Origin of the sequence: Bacillus sp. FSL E2-0195 (genome assembly GCF_038003645.1) — a bacterium.
GTDB classification, from domain to species: Bacteria; Bacillota; Bacilli; order Bacillales; family Bacillaceae_G; genus Bacillus_A; species Bacillus_A mycoides.
Genome location: NZ_JBBOPN010000001.1, coordinates 1,297,355 through 1,314,769 on the forward strand (window position 1 = coordinate 1,297,355; position 17,415 = coordinate 1,314,769).

A 17,415-nucleotide genomic window follows, 5' to 3' on the forward strand; every position below is an offset into this window, starting at 1 on the left:
TCATGAATGAAAATCACTATTTATTATTAACACCAGGACCATTAACGACAACAAAAACTGTAAAAGAAGTTATGTTATACGATTGGTGTACGTGGGATGTTGAATATAACACTATGGTGCAAGATGTAAGAAATAGGCTTGTATCGTTAGCGACAAAGGAAGAAGAAAAGTACACAACAGTTTTAATGCAGGGAAGCGGTACGTTTGCGGTTGAAGCAGTAATTGGTTCTGTTATTCCTAGAAACGGAAAGCTGCTAGTTTGTACAAATGGTGCGTATGGTAAGCGGATTGTACAAATGGCAGAGATGTTACATATAGATGTGGTGGTCAGTCAAACAGAAGAGTGGGAGCCTACTAATATTGCAGAAGTAGAACAGTTATTACAACAAGATAAAGAGATTACGCATATTGTAGTTGTTCATTGTGAAACAACTACAGGTATTATTAATCCAATTGTAGACGTATGTAAATTGGGAAAACAATACGGAAAAGTTACACTGGTTGACGCAATGAGTAGTTTCGGTGGTATTGAAATAGATATCGCTGAGTTGCAAATTGACTTTCTAATTAGTAGTGCGAATAAATGTATTCAAGGTGTTCCCGGATTCGGTTTTGTCATCGCAAATCGTGATGAACTATTGAAATGTAAAGGGCAAGCTCGTTCTTTATCATTAGATTTATATGATCAGTGGGAAACGATGGAAGAGCAAAATGGGAAATGGCGCTTTACTTCACCTACACATGTTGTACATGCTTTTTATCAGGCATTACTTGAATTAGAAGAAGAAGGCGGGATAAGAGCCCGTTACAATCGATATTATAGCAATCAAAAACTACTAGTGCACAAAATGAAAGAAATGGGCTTTAAGCCATTAGTAGATGAAAAATATCAATCTCCTATTATTACATCTTTCATTTATCCAGAAGCAGGATTTGAATTTTTGCAGCTATATAATGAATTAAAGCGATATGGATTTGTTATTTATCCAGGTAAAATTTCGAAAGTAGATACGTTCCGCATTGGAAATATCGGTGATGTACATGAAGACGATATTAATCGCTTAGTTGATAGTATTGCTAAAGGGGTTGTTATAGGGTGAAAGTATTTTGCTTAGGTGGAGCAGGTAAAATTTGTCGTGAAGCAATTTTAGATTTAGTTCAATTTTCATCTTTTGAGACGATTACGGTAGCCGATTTTAATGAAGAGGAAGGCCGAAAAGTAGTAGAGTGGTTAAATGATCCTCGTGTTGATTTTGTGAAAGTCGATGTGACAAATCATGAGGATACGGTCGCAAAAATGAAGGGCTATAACATTGTAATGGATGGTACGACGATAAAGTTAAATGGATTGTCTACTCGCTGTATCGCAGATGCCGGTTGTCACGGTGTGAACTTAAATGGATTTGGTGAAGAAAATGAATCCCACTCCAAATTTGTTCAACATGGAACAACATGTTTACCTGGGTTTGGTATGACACCAGGTGTAACGCAAATGATGGCCATGTATGCAGCAAATCAGTTAGATACTGTAGAGTCAGTTCGAGTAAGTCATGGCTCGTATCGTCCAATTGCTTTTTCTGCATCAATTACAGAGACAACGACATATGAATATGATCCACATTTGCCGACGCGTACAGTGTATGAGGAAGGTGAATTTAAGCAAGTACCTCCGTTTGCGCGCCCGAGAGAAATTGAATTACCAGCACCTTACGGAAAAACAATGCAGTATATAATCCCGCATTCAGAAACGATTACGTTAGCGAAGGCACTGGAAGATAAAGGTGTACAGCTTATTGAAACAAGAGGAACTTGGCCAGAGCAAAATATGCAGCTCGTTCGTGCTTTATATGATTATGGTATATTGCGTAATGATCAAATTGAAATAAACGGTAAAGAAATTGGTATTATGGATTGTATTTCGAAGTATCTATTAAAATCGAAAGAAGGACAAGCAACAGAGCTTTATGGTTATGCACTTCATGTAGAAGTAGTAGGTATGAAAAATAATCAAGAACAAAGGCATGTGTTATACCATACGCATCCGCTATCTGACGGTTCTGTAGTAGGTTGGGAGAAATTAAGGGCCTATACAAGAAATGTTGGTATCCCATTTGGAATCGCTACAGAGTTAATTGCAAAAGGAGTAGTTAATAAAGTCGGTGTTATTACTCCTGAAGAAGCTTTCGAAAATCCACAAATTATTTTTGACGAACTAGAAAAGCGCGGTATTTATATTCATGAAGAGATTTTCACTGAAAAAGAAAATTATAACTTTGTATAAGTAAGACAGTTTATGAGGTAGATATAAATGGGGTGAGGCTATGTCTGTAGTAGGTGAAGAGAGAAAGAGGACAATTCTTGAGAAGGTAGAGTTTAAAGGAAAAGTAAAAGTTTCAGAATTAGCGAGAGAGTTCGCAGTATCAACAGAGACGATTCGTCGGTATTTAGAAGAATTAGATCGTGAAAAAAAATTGAAGAAAGTGTACGGTGGAGCCGTTCAACTTCCGGGAGCTGGGATAGAGGCACCGATGTTAGAACGAGAGATGCTGCATATAGAAGAGAAGAAAAGAATTGGGTATAAAGCAGCAACGTTTGTGGAAGATGGAGATGTTATTGCGATTGATGATGGAAGTACACCACTTCAAATGGTGCCATATCTTGTTCATCGTAAAAATTTAACGATTGTAACAAGTTCATTTCCAGTAGCAACACAATTAATTTCTTCTATTAATAAAAAGATGTTTCACGGTGAAGTTTTATTTATAGGCGGGAAAGTATCTCCAAAACATTCACGTGTGTCGGGGTCTATTTCACAGCAAGTAATTCATCAATTTCATTTTCATAAAGCATTCGTTTCGATTGATGGGTTGTTGCAAGGTTTTGGGGTTTCTAGCTTTGAATTAGAAAAGGCGAAACTGTCAGAAGCGATGATGAAATTAGCTGAGAAAACGTATATTTTATGCGATCATACAAAGGTAGGCGTCAAAGGGAACTACCGAATAGCAGGATTTTCTCGTATTCAACATATTATTTGTGATAAGAAAATGCCCTATAGTTTTGAAGAAGAAGTCAAAAAGCATAATATTCAATGGACAGTTTGCTAAATGAATTGAATACGTTTAGACTCCCACCTAATTTTTAGGTGGGAGTTTTACTATCAGCAAGTAAAAAAATAAAAGCTTTGTATTTATGCAAAAAGTGGACACATTTTCTCATCTCGTTCATATAATTTACCAATACAAAAAAAGTTGGTCGAAGGAAAGAAGGGAAAGTATGTCGGAACGGATATATAATAAACTTGTATTGTATGCAAACATTTTGCAAAAAATTGGTGTTATTAATGAAAAAGAAAAAAGTGAAATCCTTCATACGATAGGCAAAAAAGCCCTTTGAGTAAAGGGTTTTTTATTTTTTATCTATGGAAATATAAACGTAATGTAATATTCTTATTGACAATGATAATGAGATTCATTATCATTTATTATGTTAGCAATTGATAGTAATTATCAATTGAAATATATATAAGATAAGGGGATATTATTTTGAAAAAAAGTTATATTAAAGCTCTAGTAGTAGCAACAACATTAGCTATTCCATTTGCTGCGTATTCTACTCCAGCGTTAGCAGCAATAAAAATTGAAGCAAACCAGTCGGTAGCAGCAGCCAGTGATCGCACGTATGATACTGAGATTAAAATATATAAGGATCAAAAAGATGAGCCATCTATGGTTTCTCAGTACATAAAAAATCCTAAAGTAGCAATTGAAGATGGGAAAAAAATCGTTACTGTAACAATACAAGATAGCGATTATTTTCAATATCTTAGAATAGAAGATAGAAATCAACCTGGTGTATTTCATGATGTGAAAGTTCTGTCAGAAGATAAAAGAAAAAATGGAACGAAAGTAGTCCAATTTGAAATTGGCGAATTTGAGCAGAAGCACAATATGCAAATGCATATATTTATTCCGGCTATTGGATATGATCACAAATATCAAGTTCAATTTGAAATTAAAGATCCAACTGTAGGTGAAAAAGAAACAGAGAAACCAGATGATAACTCTAATTCAGGCAATACGGAAACAGATAATCCAGTTGATAATCAAAATATGATAACAGATAACAAATTAAGAGAACTTGTTAATAAAAAAGTATTTAATAGAAAAGATTTAAATACACCAATTACGAAAGAAGAGTTATTACAAGTAAAGGACTTGTTTTTAAACACGAATGAGATTCTGGATTATAGTGCATTAAAATATATGCCAAATTTAAAATCTTTAACAGTTGCGAATGCGAAGATAACAGATCCGTCGTTCTTTGCGAATTTAAAGCAATTAAATCATTTAGCTTTGCGTGGTAATGAATTTTCAGATGTAACACCACTTGTTAAGATGGAAAATTTAGAATCTCTTGATTTGAGTAATAATAAAATTACAAACGTTGCACCACTAATTGAAATGAAAAATGTAAAAAGTTTATATCTATCAGGCAACCAAATAGAAGATGTAACAGCATTAGCGAAAATGGAACAGCTAGATTACTTGAATTTAGCAAATAATAAAATTACGGATGTTGCTCCATTAAGCGCATTGAAAAATGTAACATACTTAACTTTAGCAGGTAATCAAATTGAAGATATTAAACCGTTATATTCATTACCTTTAAAGGACTTAGTATTAACGCGTAATAAGGTTAAAGATTTATCGGGTATTGATCAAATGAATCAATTAAATAAATTATTTATCGGTAAAAATCAAATTGAAGATGTAACACCACTTGCTAAAATGACTCAGCTTACAGAATTAGATTTACCTAATAATGAGTTAAAGGATATTACTCCATTATCAAATCTAGTAAACTTACAAAAACTTGATTTAGAAGCAAATTATATTTCAGACTTATCGCCAGTTAGTAAGTTGAATAAGTTAGTATATTTAAGTTTTGTTGCAAATGAAATCCGCGATGTTAGACCAGTAATAGAACTAAGTAAGAAAGCTTATATTAATGTCCAAAACCAAAAAGTCTTTTTAGAGGATACAGAAGTAAATAAAGAAGTAAAAGTACCTATATACGAAAAAGACGGCGAGGTATCTACAAAAATCCGTCTGAAGAGTGATGGTGGTACGTATAGTAATGGTGTAGTGAAATGGAGTACACCAGGTGAGAAAGTATATGAATTTGGAGTGAAAGATCCATTTGCGGATACAGGAATCTTCTTTACAGGATCTGTAATTCAAAATGTAGTAGAAAGTAAAGGGGACAACAATTCTAAAGAAGATGAGAAAGTAGAGGTAGTAGAATTTAAAGATGTACCAAAAGGACATTGGTCAGAAGAAGCAATTCATTATTTAGCGAATGAAAATATTTTCAAGGGATATGGAAATGGACAATTTGGATTTGGGGATAATATTACTCGTGGACAAGTTGCATCTTTAGTACAAAGGTACTTGAAATTAGAAAGTAAAGTAGAGCAGAAAGAGATGTTTACTGATACGAAAGGGCATATGTTTGAGCAAGATATTGCTACAGTTGCACAAGCTGGAATTATGCAAGGAGATGGTACAGGTAAGTTTCGTCCAGAAGGAGTATTAACTAGGTACGAGATGTCAGTAGTATTACAAAAAGTATTTCAGTTAAATGAAACTGAAAATAATTTGGAGAACTTTACAGACGTACCAACAGGTCATTGGGCAGAAGGATATGTGAAAGCATTAGTGGATAATAATATATCAAAAGGTGACGGGAATGGGAACTTTTTAGGGGATGATTTCGTAACACGTGAGCAATATGCGCAATTTCTGTATAAAGCAATAAAAAAATAATAAATGAGAAAAATACGTTATTCTTTAATAAGAAGAATAACGTATTTTTTATATGTACAAAATCAAGTGCTAAATAGATAGGAGTGTTTACATGTGATAGGCCTATTTTTCCGATAGGTGCTGAAACCATATTGACAAAAAGGCATTCTCGTGTGATAATTCAATTAAATTTTTAGAATAATCAAAAAACATTCCTTTTATATAGAAAGGATTTGAATATTATATTAATATTACGCCGGGGGTGACGAAATGTTATTTTTTCTGAAAAAATGGAACGAATTAAAAGATGTGAAAGCAGAATTGGCACTTCGCGATTGGTTTTATGGTACGAAAATTAGTTTATCGATGTGTACGTCAAAAGAGCCATTAACATTTTTAGTGAATGTAGAGGGAAGAGATAAAGGGGTATTTTCTGAAGAAGATTTTATTGTCGTAAATTGCATGTGTGAGCCAGTATTTGAAAACGAAGAAAAACCAGCTATAGAGTCATTTATGCATGCGGATATTTATAAAAAAAGTAGTGCAGAATGCATTTTACAAGTCCAGACTGTAGATAGTCATTTAATGTCAGAGCTATATGGGAAAGAAGGAGAAGTAACATTCGAAAAACGTAGTGTGGAACGTGTTTTTGGAAAAGACGGTATTACAGAAATGACAATTCCAATTGTAGAAGATGAAAAGAAATTCGCTAATTTATTAGAAAATAATGTTCCGAATTTTATTGAAGGTGGAGGAGTAGTCCTTGTTCATAATTACGGAATGATCGTGTGGGGGAAAACTCCAGAAGAAGCGAAAAAATGGTTGGAAGGTATAGAGTATTTAATGAACTATCACGTAAAGCTTTTAATGATAAAAGGGGCAAAAAGTTCTGTTATATAAAGATGTATTCACAGAGATTACCATCCCTTAAAAATGAAAGCGTTTTAAAAAGAGATTTTACTCATAAAATATAGGTCTCCTTATTATATATAGATTACATGTTGACATGTAAGGAGGAACATATTTTGCGAGTTAAATATCATTTTCTGCCAAAACAGCAGGTGACATTTTGCAAAACGAATGATTCTGGTGAAAAGGCGTTACAAATTATGAATGAAACGGGATTTCGCGCAATTCCTGTATTAGCAGAAAATGAGAAGGAATTCACGGGGATTATTTATAAAGTAGATCTTTTAGAAAAGAAGTGTAATAGCAGATTAGAGGATGTAAGTATAGAAGATGTACTGGAAAGTCCAAATTCGTTTATTTTTGAAAAGGATTCTTTTTTTAGAGCTTTTTACGTTATTCGTCGTCTCCCGTTTTTAGCGGTTTTAAATGAGTATAATGAATTTGTCGGCATTTTAACACATTCTAATGTATTTGATGTCATTGAGGATTCGTTCGGTATGCGGACGGGTGGTTATATATTAACAATTGCAACACAAGATTGTAAGGGAACAATTAAAGAGCTTGGGACATTATTAAAAGCATATAATATCGGTGGACTGTTTACGCTTGATAACGGTGATCAATATATTCGCCGTGTTATCGTAAATATATCGGATGAGTTAAATGAAAAAAAATTAAAGCAATTAATTGAAAAGATAGAGAAAAAGGGATTCAGGGTGAGTCATGTAGATTATATTTAAGTTGAAAAGGAAAGGTACCTATCTGCTATGTGTAGATAGGTATCTTTTTTAGTGCGAGAAATGAATTTTATTTTGAAACAGAAGGTGGAGATAATGCTAAATCAGATAAAAAAATAAAGTCTGCATGCTCACGAATTTTAGGAATAGAAGTTTCGATAATACGTGATGTAATTTCACCTGGAGCCCCAACGTGTCCTATAGCTACCATAATGGGTTTGTCTTGGATTTTTTTTATGAGTAATTGTGCTTGTTTTGAAATGTGACTTACCGTATATACATCATCAAAAAATAATTGGTTTTCAATAATAGGAACGCCTAATTCTTTACCGATTTTTGGGACAACACTATTAGGGTTTGTTTTACTATCTAAATAAAATAAACCGTGTTTTTTACAGGCAGAAAGTATAAGACGTACAATCCTTTCATCAGCGGTTACTTTTGATCCCATATGATTGTTCATTCCTATTGCATGAGGTATTTCTTGAATTGCTTGTTCGAGTCGGTTGTTTATTTCTTCATCGCTTAAATCTGTTGTAATCGCTTTTGGTCCAAGCCACTCTTTTTTTCCTCTAATTGGTTCCATTGGCATATGTATAATAACTTCATGCCCTTTTTTATGGGCAGCTATTGCATCTTGTTTAGTAGAAGGAAGAAATGGCATAACAGCAACAGTGAGTGGAATAGGAAGTGATAACATCTTATCTGTGCCTTTCATATTATTGCCGAAATCATCGATGACAATAGCAACTTTATTCGTATGAGCGTTTGCTTGAATAGGAAAGAGGAAGAATGGTATGAACAGGGTGAAGATAAGAACTGTAATAGTATATTTGCGCATATAAATATTTCCTTTCTATTTTATCCCGCTATTTGCGGGCAGTAAGACTCCCACCTCAAAATTTGGCTGGAGTAAAGAAGTTAGGTGGAAAATCCACTGCCCATAAACGCCCGATTGGTGAAGGCTAATAATTAGTGGAGGATGGACAAAACCCCCACTGATTAAAGTTCACTTTATCAATCATCATTATGTTTTGCGTTTTTACATAAATTAAACAAAAAATGTCGAAGAAAAGTACATTGAAAATAGAGAATCCACTGTTTACTGAGTATTTACAAAAAAGAAGATGAAAAAAATGTCTATTATTGCGAATGTATTTACAAAGATAGAATAATTTGTAATAATTCTCAAAGTGAGGGTAAGGATTTGTAAATTACAGGGGAAAAATGTTAAATTTTCTGATTCTTCAATTTTAAATAGAATTAAGTGTTTAAAGGGCTAAAGTAGAAGAGGCGTTGAGAGTATGGAAGAAAAATAAGGGGGATATGGATGTTTACTGTAAAAAGGAAGTACACATTAGAAAAGCTTTCGCATGATATTCATATGAAACGTGAAGAAATGATTCATTTAGGATTAACAAGTGGGTTAAATAGTATGGAGACAATTCAAGTTAGTCAAGAATTGGACAAGCTTATCGTACAGTATCAGCGTTACAAAGAAAAACAAACACCGAAATGGTTTTCAATTATAAAGGTTCCTATTTTTCAAATTGGGTATGAAGGGAAATCAAACAATTTTTGGAGAATGTTTGTAGCTGGTTTTATGAAATAAGTATAATTACCCTTTTAGGATAAGGATAATTATACTATGTGTAATGGAATCTCTATATGAACTGTCGTTCCTTTGTTTTCTTTACTATCAATAAATATATGCCCATTGTACATCTCTACAATTCGTTTACATATAACAAGCCCAAGACCTGTTCCAGTATCTTTATTAGTAAAGAACGGATGAAAGAGGTGTTTTTGAATATGTTTAGGAATCCCTTTTCCAGTATCAATAATTTGCAAGTGTGCGTGTTTTTCGTTGTTTGTTACTACAATGGTTAATGTATCACCAGAAGCCATAGCTTCAATTGCATTTTTTGTAATGTTTAAAACCACTTGTTTCATATGGTCTTTTGAGCAACGTATATCAACAGGGTGGTCTGGCAAATGTAAATGAAATACAATGTTATGTAGATTCGCTTCAGATTGGATAATTAATGCGACCTCATTAAGAATCGTTCTTACATCATATGTTTGTTCAATGATGGCAGTTGGTTTTCCAAGAATAAGAAATTCGCTTGCAATTTCATTAATCCGCTCTATTTCTTGTTCGATTACGGAAAAGTAGAACTGATCCTGTTCATCTTTATATTTCTCTTTTAACAGAGCAACGAGTCCTTTAATTCCAGTAAGAGGGTTACGGATTTCATGAGCTGTACTAGCTGCAAAAGTTCCAACCAATTCAATTTTTTGTAGTTCATTTTGTTGTCTTTCTAGTTTTGTTTGACGTTTTAATAACATATATTGAGCAAGTAAAAATAAAATAGACATTAAAAATAAAGTAGCTATACACTCTATTGAAACTAACTGGTATAAAGTTTGTTGATGAATAGGTAACGGAGAAACAGAGACTTTCCAATTTAATCTTTGGAGTGGGGTAGTAAGCATGTTAGAATGCCCATCGCTTGTTTCGTTATTATCATCGGTTAGAAAAACTACATCATGTTTATCAGTCACTTCGAAATGATATTGTGGTTTAATAGCATTTAAAGAGGCTGAAATGTAGTCAAAGCGTAAACTTGCTAATAATAATCCTGAGAGTTCCTTTTGTCTATTAAATATTGGAGACGCAATCATAATAGCTTGATGTCCAAGAACGCGATCTGTAATAACTGATGATACAGTTGTTTTCTTAGATTGCAATGCATCTTGGATGTATTGGCGGTCAGAAACGTCAATAGGCGGCGAATCGCCTTGGGATGCGAGTGTAATCATCCCATCTGTCGTAGCGTAATATAGACCGGAAAAACGTTGATCATTTCCATCGGTATCATGTACAATCTGTTTAATCCCATTGATGTTGCCAGTTTCGGTCCCTACGACTTTTGCGAGCATTTCTAAGGCAGATATAGCTTCACCAAGGTGATGGTCTAAATAGTCTCTATATAAAAAGAGAACAGTGTGAGCAGATAGTTTGTTTGCCTGTTTCATTTGATAAGTGTGATATGAAAAAAATGTGGCACCAATCCCTATCGTTGGCAGTATAACAAGCAGTATGTAAAAAACTATGCTTTGTAATTTGACTTTCAAATTTGGTACTCCTTCTTTTTTTATTATCATTATATATAAACTATGTTAAAATTGTCATGTTTTTATTCAAGAATCATTTGCATTACATTAGGGAAAGGAAAAGGAATGAGTGAATATTCATTCGGAAGTTGTAATGAGGTGCTACGTTGCTTTTCTTTTTGTTGCGGAGAATTTAAGTGAAGGGTTGAAATGGTATGACATCAAATAATGAGCGAGAAGACATTTCTCAATCTTTAAAAGTATTTATTGCATTATCCCGTGTACATCGTTCTGTTATGGATACTACAAATAAATCCATACAAAGTAACGGATTAAATCCAACTGAGTTTGCTGTATTAGAATTACTATATCATAAAGGAGGCCAACCACTTCAGCAAATCGGTGAGCGTATTTTAATAGCTAGTGGCAGCATTACATACGTTGTAGATAAGCTAGAGAAAAAAGGGCTTGTAAAACGAATTCCATGTCCAAATGACAGGCGTGTTATTTATGCACAATTAACGGAGTCTGGAGAGAGCTTTATTGCTTCTATTTTTCCAGGTCATGAGCAAGTTATATATCAGTCTTTTGAAATGTTAACGAAGGATGAGAAGGATGAATTACTCGAGCTATTGAAAAAAATTGGAAAGTATGAAAAATGATGATATGTTCCAAAGGAGCTTTGGATAAAGAAATCCAAGGCTTTTTTGTGTGCATGTATTTATGACATCATCTACCGCATTTTGCTGAAGAATAAGAGGAGATTTGTAAGTAAGAATTGAATTATAATAATGATGCATATAATGGAGAGGGGGCTCGTTCATGTCATTTAAAGACTATGAATATAAACGGCCAAATATTGAAGAATTAAAAGGGAAATTTACTGTTGCTTTAGAGAAGTTTGATAACGCAAAAACTGTAGAAGAACAAAAACAAGTTATCAATTCAATTAATGAAATTCGTAATGACTTTGGTACAATGGGTAACCTTTGTTACATTCGTCATTCTGTTGATACGACAGATGCCTTTTATAAGGATGAGCAGGATTTCTTTGATGAATTCTCTCCAGTTGTACAAGGGTATGGTACAAAGTATTATAATGCGTTAATTCATTCTCCATTCCGCGAAGAATTAGAGGCGTATTATGGAAAGCAATTATTTGCTCTAGCTGAATGTGATTTAAAAACATATTCAGATGAAGTAGTGAAAGATTTACAATTAGAGAATAAATTGTCTTCACAATATACGCAGTTATTAGCATCTGCAAAAATTGACTTTGCAGGAGAAGAAAGAACGTTATCGCAACTTATTCCGTTTATGCAAGGAAAAGAAAGAAGTGAACGTAAAGCAGCAAGTGAAGCATACTACGGATTTTTAGCTGAGAACGAGGAAGAGTTAGATCGTATTTATGATGAGCTTGTTAAAGTGAGAACGAAAATCGCAAAAACACTTGGTTTTAAAAACTTTGTTGAATTAGGATATGCAAGAATGTATCGTACAGATTATAATGCTGAAATGGTAGCGAACTATCGTCAGCAAGTATTAGATTATATCGTTCCAGTTGCAACCGAGTTAAGAAATAGACAAAAAGCACGCATTGGTGTAGAAAAGCTCGCTTATTATGATGAAAACTTTGAGTTTGCTACAGGTAATCCAACTCCAAAAGGCGATGCCGATTGGATTATTAATCACGGGAAAACGATGTATAAAGAATTATCAGCTGAAACAGATGAGTTTTTTAATTTCATGCTCGATAATGATTTATTAGATTTAGTTGCGAAAAAAGGAAAAGCTGGTGGTGGATATTGTACATATATCGAGAATTATAAAGCGCCATTCATCTTCTCAAACTTTAATGGAACGTCTGGGGACATTGATGTATTAACACATGAAGCTGGTCATGCTTTCCAAGTATATGAAAGTCGTAAGTATGAAATTCCAGAATATAATTGGCCAACATATGAAGCATGTGAAATCCATTCAATGAGTATGGAATTCTTTACATGGCCATGGATGAAGTTATTCTTTGAAGAAGATGCGGATAAATATTATTTCTCACACTTAAGTTCAGCACTTCTATTTTTACCGTACGGTGTATCTGTAGATGAATATCAACATTATGTATATGAAAATCCAGAAGCATCGCCAGCAGAGCGTAAGTCAGCATGGCGTAACATAGAGAAGAAGTATTTACCACATCGTGATTATGAAGATAATGATTATTTAGAGCGTGGTGGTTTCTGGCAACGTCAAGGTCATATTTATAGCTCACCTTTCTATTATATTGACTACACGTTAGCTCAAATTTGTGCACTGCAATTTTGGAAACGTGCAAGAGATAATAGACAAGAGGCTTGGGAAGATTATGTGAATCTTTGTCAACAAGGTGGAAGTAAATCCTTCTTAGAATTAGTAGAAGTTGCAAATTTAACATCACCATTCGCTGAAGGGTGTGTAAAAAGTGTAATTACAGAAAGTGAAGCGTGGTTACGTGCTGTTGACGACACAAAATTGTAAAAAAACATGCACTTTTTTCCTATGTTTAACATCGACATAATAGAAAAATGATGAGATAATAAAAGAAAATTCAGAATTATTTTAGGGGTGTTTCTAATGGGGAGCGCCCCTTTTCACCAACAAAAGGGGGGAAAGCACTATGCTTCAATCTAATATGGATGTTAGTTTAGAAACTTTAGTCCACTCATTACAGTCTACACGAAGCACGCTGTTATCAGAAATTGAAATGTTAAATGATACGGAGGTGAATGTAAAGCCACGCCGTGATAAATGGAGTATTATTCAAATTTTGCATCATTTGCATTTAGTTGAACAGTCTGTCACATCTGCCCTTGTATATGCTTTGCAAAAAAAAGAAAGAAAACTTGCTCCATTTAAAGACCTCCAACTTACGCTTGATCGCACACATAAAAGGGAAGCTCCTCAACAAATGAAACCAACAGAAACATTAATGAAAAAACTGCAAGGAATTCAATTACTAGAACATTCACGACAAGAATTATTACATGCCCTTCATAGTGTAATAGATGAAAAAGAATTATTTGAAAATGGATTAAAACATCCTATTTTTAATGATTTGAATTTATATCAATGGGTTCAATTTCTAGATTTACACGAACAAAGACATCTTACACAGCTAAAAGAAGCGAAACATGCAATTTTACAGCGTTAAAATGAAAGAAGTGGGGAACCGCTTCTTTTCTTTTTTACTCATGCATAGTTTTCTTTCTCATTTTGGAATACTACATGGAGAAAAGAAAAGAAAAAAAAGAAGGAGTTGAAAAGCATGTCAAAGAAAAAGAGAGAAGAAGAGCGCGCCTGGAAAGCTCGGAAAGAAAATCAAAAGCCACATGGGAAAGTGAAAGCTTTTGCAGAATTAGTTGAAGGAACAGAAAAAACGTGATGAAGTTCATCACGTTTTTTGTATGAGTGGGAAAGTTAATAAGAAGGTTGTACCTGTCCCTTTTTCGCTTATAATATCAATCTTTCCATCCATTGCTTGAATGACGCTGAAGACGACCATCATTCCGAGTCCGGTCCCTTTTTCTTTCGTTGAGTAGAAAGGTGATCCAAGGCGTTTTATTTGTTCTTGATCCATACCAACTCCTGTATCTTTTATATATAATTGTATATGTTTATGGTCTGGAACTAATGTAAGAATAAGGTCGCCACCTGTAGGCATAGCCTCAATACAATTTTTAAAAATATTTAATAAACATTGGTTCAGTTTTTGCTTTTCGCCAGCGATAAAGAAAGATGTACTTTGTTTTATATAATTTATACGAACATTTGCTAAATTGGCGAGAGGTGTGATCAAAGACAACGCATGAAGTAATTCTTCCTCTACTTGTAATTGTTGTTCTTTTTCAATACTCGGTTTTGCAAAAGTTAAGTAGTCTGTAAGAACGTGATTTGCTTGCTCGATACCATTAATGGCTATGTCGATATATAATTTTCGTTCTTTCTCAGAACATGTATCTGACTGTAAAAGTTGTAAAAAACCTTTCGTTGCAGTTAAAGGATTACGAATTTCATGAGAGATAGAAGCTGCCATTTCGCCGATTAAATGAAATTTCTCAGCGTTCATAAGTTCATTTTGGAGACGAACTTGCATTTGTAATATGTGTAGTAAATATAAAATAAGGATCGTGCCAATCATTGTACATAGTTCGTACACAATGATATGTGGTATATAATCTGCCTCATTTGTAACACTTGCAAGGAAAAATGGTATCCAACCAAATCCATAAGTAAGACTGTAAAAAATAGCAAGTGTTATTTTTATATGATTAGAACTTCGATTAAAAAATTTGTATGTTAATAGTAGAACAATAAATAGGAGAATAGAAGCGATAAAGGATGGAAACGCACCTATTCCTCCCAATAAAAAGCGATAAATGTTTAATACAGCTAAAATAGAGCCACCAGCAATAGGCCCTCCCGTTAACGTGCCGACAATTAATACGATATGTCGCATGTCGAACTGAAAACCATTATTTGTTTTTGCTGCGAAAGTGATACATAGTATGGTAGCGAGGCAACACAATACAATAAATATGGCTGAATTTAATTTAGGAGATCGTTTCCCTTTCTGATTCCAAAATAAATGATATACGAGCATTGTAACGAGAATAGATAATATATTTAAAAAGAGGTAAATAATAAAGAGTTCCAGTGGGATGCCTCCTCTCTTCTAACATTAAATTAATCATACTATAAAATGAAATAAATGAAATGCGAAATAGTGGAAAAAATCAGAAATTTTTTCTGGTAGTATACAATATGTTACAATAATCTTTGTCAATGAAAGAAGAAATTCCGTGCACTGCATGGGAGAGGTTCGCGAACTCCCTCTATAAAAAACTATGGAAACAACAATATCATTAGGTATTGTTTTGTTTTTTTATTGTGACAGTTCAAGAACGTTCTTTCTTCTTATTCGTAGTAGAGAAGGAGAATGAGTGAAATGAAAAAAGAAAAAGCAGTTGTTGTTTTTAGTGGTGGACAAGATAGTACAACATGTTTATTTTGGGCGATACAGCAGTTTGAAGAAGTGGAAGCTGTAACATTTAACTACAATCAACGTCATAAATTAGAAATTGATTGTGCAGTGGAAATTGCGAAAGAGCTAGGAATTAAACATACGATACTAGATATGAGCCTATTAAATCAACTTGCTCCAAATGCGTTAACGAGAACGGATATGGAGATTACACATGAAGAAGGTGAATTGCCATCAACATTTGTAGATGGACGAAATTTACTATTTTTATCATTTGCGGCTGTATTAGCAAAACAAGTTGGAGCACGTCATATTGTAACGGGTGTATGTGAAACTGATTTCAGTGGTTATCCAGATTGTCGTGACGTGTTTGTGAAATCATTAAACGTTACATTAAATTTATCTATGGACTATCCGTTTGTTATTCATACACCACTTATGTGGATTGATAAAGCAGAGACATGGAAATTATCTGATGAACTTGGAGCATTTGAGTTTGTTAGAGAAAAAACATTAACATGTTATAACGGAATCATTGGTGATGGTTGCGGTGAATGTCCAGCATGTCAACTTCGTAAAGCGGGATTAGATACGTATCTACAAGAACGCGAAGGAGCGAGCAACTAATGGATAACTTTTTTGGATTTCGCATCGTAGAAAATTTGCAAAAAATGGACAAGGATATTCAGCGTGAACAACTCAAATATCATAATAAAAGAGTAATGGTCAGCAAGGAATTTACATTTGACGCAGCGCACCATTTACACTGCTATGAAGGGAAATGTAAAAATTTACATGGACACACATATAAAGTCGTATTTGGAATTAGCGGATATGTAAATGAAATAGGCCTTGCAATTGACTTTGGAGATATAAAAGAGATTTGGAAAAATGAAATAGAAATTTATTTAGATCATCGTTATTTAAACGAAACATTGCCAGAAATGAATACGACTGCTGAAAATATGGTCGTTTGGATTTATGAAAAGATGGCAGAAGCATTAACGAAAGATAATCGTGCGAACGAATATAAGGGAGCTCGTGTTGAATTTGTTCGTCTTTTTGAGACGCCGACTAGTTATGCGGAAGTAAGACGGGAGTGGATGCTCGATGAGTAAAATCCCCGTCTTAGAAATATTTGGTCCAACCATTCAAGGAGAAGGGATGGTTGTAGGACAAAAGACAATGTTTATCCGTACAGCGGGCTGTGATTATAGCTGTGCTTGGTGTGATTCTGCTTTTACATGGGATGGATCGGCCAAAGATCAAATTAAACAAATGACACCGGAAGACATTTGGAATGAGCTTGTAGAAATTGGTGGAGAAAATTTTTCTCATGTTACGATTTCGGGTGGAAATCCTGTTTTGCTGAAAAATATGCAATTTCTTCTTTCTATATTAAAGGAGAATGGAATGCGAACAGCGGTAGAAACGCAAGGGAGTAAATGGCAAGATTGGTTGCTTCAAATTGATGAGGTAACGATTTCTCCAAAACCACCAAGTTCAACTATGAAAACAGATTTTCATATGTTAGATTCTGTTATTCATAAACTAGCAGGGAAAGATTTTAGTTTAAAAGTAGTAGTATTCGATGATCAAGATTTTGAATATGCAGTTAAGATGCACGAGCGTTATCCGAATGTACCATTTTTCTTACAAGTAGGGAATGATGATACGAAAACAGTGGATGATGCGGTGCTTATAAAAAAACTATTAGAAAAATATGAGTGGCTTATTGAAAAAGCTGTGAATTGTAAAGAAATGAATGATGCGAAAGTACTGCCTCAGCTTCATGCGTTAGTATGGGGAAATAAACGAGGGGTATAAT

General features: G+C 34.0%; 17 protein-coding genes and 1 riboswitch. Of the genes, 14 read left to right on the forward strand and 3 right to left on the reverse strand.

The features are described from left to right. Positions 1–2: 2 nt before the first annotated feature. The 6 genes from phnW to cbpA all read left to right on the forward strand — a co-directional run bounded on the left by phnW (position 3) and on the right by cbpA (position 7,453). A complete protein-coding gene (gene phnW, locus MHH59_RS06655) occupies positions 3–1,100 on the forward strand; it encodes a 2-aminoethylphosphonate--pyruvate transaminase (protein WP_002168848.1) in 1,098 nt (365 codons plus the stop codon). Further along, positions 1,097–2,281 (forward strand): saccharopine dehydrogenase family protein, encoded by a 1,185-nt coding sequence (locus MHH59_RS06660; protein ID WP_002126167.1) that lies wholly within the window; start codon positions 1,097–1,099, stop codon positions 2,279–2,281. Before phnW ends, MHH59_RS06660 begins: the two co-directional genes overlap by 4 nt. Positions 2,282–2,321: 40 nt before the next feature. Further along, positions 2,322–3,104: a DeoR/GlpR family DNA-binding transcription regulator gene (locus tag MHH59_RS06665; RefSeq protein WP_002030497.1), complete on the forward strand. Its 783-nt coding sequence runs from the start codon at positions 2,322–2,324 to the stop codon at positions 3,102–3,104. Positions 3,105–3,542: 438 nt separating this feature from the next. Next, on the forward strand, positions 3,543–5,825 hold the full coding sequence (locus tag MHH59_RS06670) for an NEAT domain-containing leucine-rich repeat protein (protein WP_340850981.1): 2,283 nt from the start codon (positions 3,543–3,545) through the stop codon (positions 5,823–5,825). Between the two features lie 249 nt (positions 5,826–6,074). After that, complete coding sequence (locus tag MHH59_RS06675) at positions 6,075–6,704, forward strand: class II aldolase/adducin family protein (protein WP_002011549.1); 630 nt, start codon at positions 6,075–6,077, stop codon at positions 6,702–6,704. A 125-nt stretch (positions 6,705–6,829) separates the two neighbouring features. After that, the gene (cbpA, locus tag MHH59_RS06680; protein ID WP_002126172.1) at positions 6,830–7,453 is read left to right on the forward strand and encodes a cyclic di-AMP binding protein CbpA; all 624 of its coding nucleotides are present in this window, start codon (positions 6,830–6,832) and stop codon (positions 7,451–7,453) included. A gap of 67 nt (positions 7,454–7,520) precedes the next feature. Here the strand turns inward: cbpA and MHH59_RS06685 are convergent, their stop codons facing one another. Then, positions 7,521–8,291: a divergent polysaccharide deacetylase family protein gene (locus MHH59_RS06685; protein ID WP_002011545.1), complete on the reverse strand. Its 771-nt coding sequence runs from the start codon at positions 8,289–8,291 to the stop codon at positions 7,521–7,523. 489 nt (positions 8,292–8,780) lie between these two features. On the opposite strand from MHH59_RS06685, the gene MHH59_RS06690 reads away from it, so the two are divergent. After that, the gene (locus MHH59_RS06690; RefSeq protein WP_002011543.1) at positions 8,781–9,062 is read left to right on the forward strand and encodes an aspartyl-phosphate phosphatase Spo0E family protein; all 282 of its coding nucleotides are present in this window, start codon (positions 8,781–8,783) and stop codon (positions 9,060–9,062) included. Positions 9,063–9,091: 29 nt separating this feature from the next. On the opposite strand, the gene MHH59_RS06695 is transcribed toward MHH59_RS06690, so the two are convergent. Further along, on the reverse strand, positions 9,092–10,588 hold the full coding sequence (locus MHH59_RS06695) for a DUF3149 domain-containing protein (RefSeq protein WP_215566541.1): 1,497 nt from the start codon (positions 10,586–10,588) through the stop codon (positions 9,092–9,094). Between the two features lie 194 nt (positions 10,589–10,782). Between MHH59_RS06695 and MHH59_RS06700 the strand changes: the two genes are divergently transcribed. From MHH59_RS06700 to MHH59_RS06715, 4 genes are all read left to right on the forward strand, one after another. Next, positions 10,783–11,229, forward strand: coding sequence for a MarR family winged helix-turn-helix transcriptional regulator (locus MHH59_RS06700; RefSeq protein WP_002011538.1), 447 nt, complete (start codon positions 10,783–10,785; stop codon positions 11,227–11,229). A 160-nt stretch (positions 11,230–11,389) separates the two neighbouring features. Then, positions 11,390–13,084, forward strand: a complete 1,695-nt coding sequence (locus MHH59_RS06705) for a M3 family oligoendopeptidase (RefSeq protein WP_340850982.1) — start codon at positions 11,390–11,392, stop codon at positions 13,082–13,084. 139 nt (positions 13,085–13,223) lie between these two features. After that, a complete protein-coding gene (locus MHH59_RS06710) occupies positions 13,224–13,757 on the forward strand; it encodes a DinB family protein (RefSeq protein WP_002030551.1) in 534 nt (177 codons plus the stop codon). Positions 13,758–13,871: 114 nt separating this feature from the next. Then, positions 13,872–13,988, forward strand: coding sequence for a DUF6254 family protein (locus MHH59_RS06715; protein WP_000038354.1), 117 nt, complete (start codon positions 13,872–13,874; stop codon positions 13,986–13,988). Between the two features lie 9 nt (positions 13,989–13,997). On the opposite strand, the gene MHH59_RS06720 is transcribed toward MHH59_RS06715, so the two are convergent. Then, positions 13,998–15,206 carry an ATP-binding protein gene (locus MHH59_RS06720; RefSeq protein ID WP_002126178.1) on the reverse strand — a complete coding sequence of 403 codons (1,209 nt, stop codon included), beginning with the start codon at positions 15,204–15,206 and terminating at the stop codon, positions 13,998–14,000. Between the two features lie 208 nt (positions 15,207–15,414). Beyond that, a riboswitch (PreQ1 riboswitch) is annotated at positions 15,415–15,458 on the forward strand. A 93-nt stretch (positions 15,459–15,551) separates the two neighbouring features. Between MHH59_RS06720 and queC the strand changes: the two genes are divergently transcribed. Genes queC through queE form a run of 3 tightly spaced genes read left to right on the forward strand, consistent with a single transcriptional unit; the run spans position 15,552 to position 17,414 of the window. Further along, a complete protein-coding gene (queC, locus tag MHH59_RS06725; RefSeq protein ID WP_002168840.1) occupies positions 15,552–16,214 on the forward strand; it encodes a 7-cyano-7-deazaguanine synthase QueC in 663 nt (220 codons plus the stop codon). Next, a complete protein-coding gene (queD, locus tag MHH59_RS06730) occupies positions 16,214–16,705 on the forward strand; it encodes a 6-carboxytetrahydropterin synthase QueD (RefSeq protein WP_002011526.1) in 492 nt (163 codons plus the stop codon). Before queC ends, queD begins: the two co-directional genes overlap by 1 nt. Next, entirely contained in the window at positions 16,698–17,414 is a 717-nt protein-coding gene (queE, locus tag MHH59_RS06735; protein ID WP_002126181.1) for a 7-carboxy-7-deazaguanine synthase QueE, read from the forward strand. Before queD ends, queE begins: the two co-directional genes overlap by 8 nt. Position 17,415 lies beyond the last annotated feature (1 nt).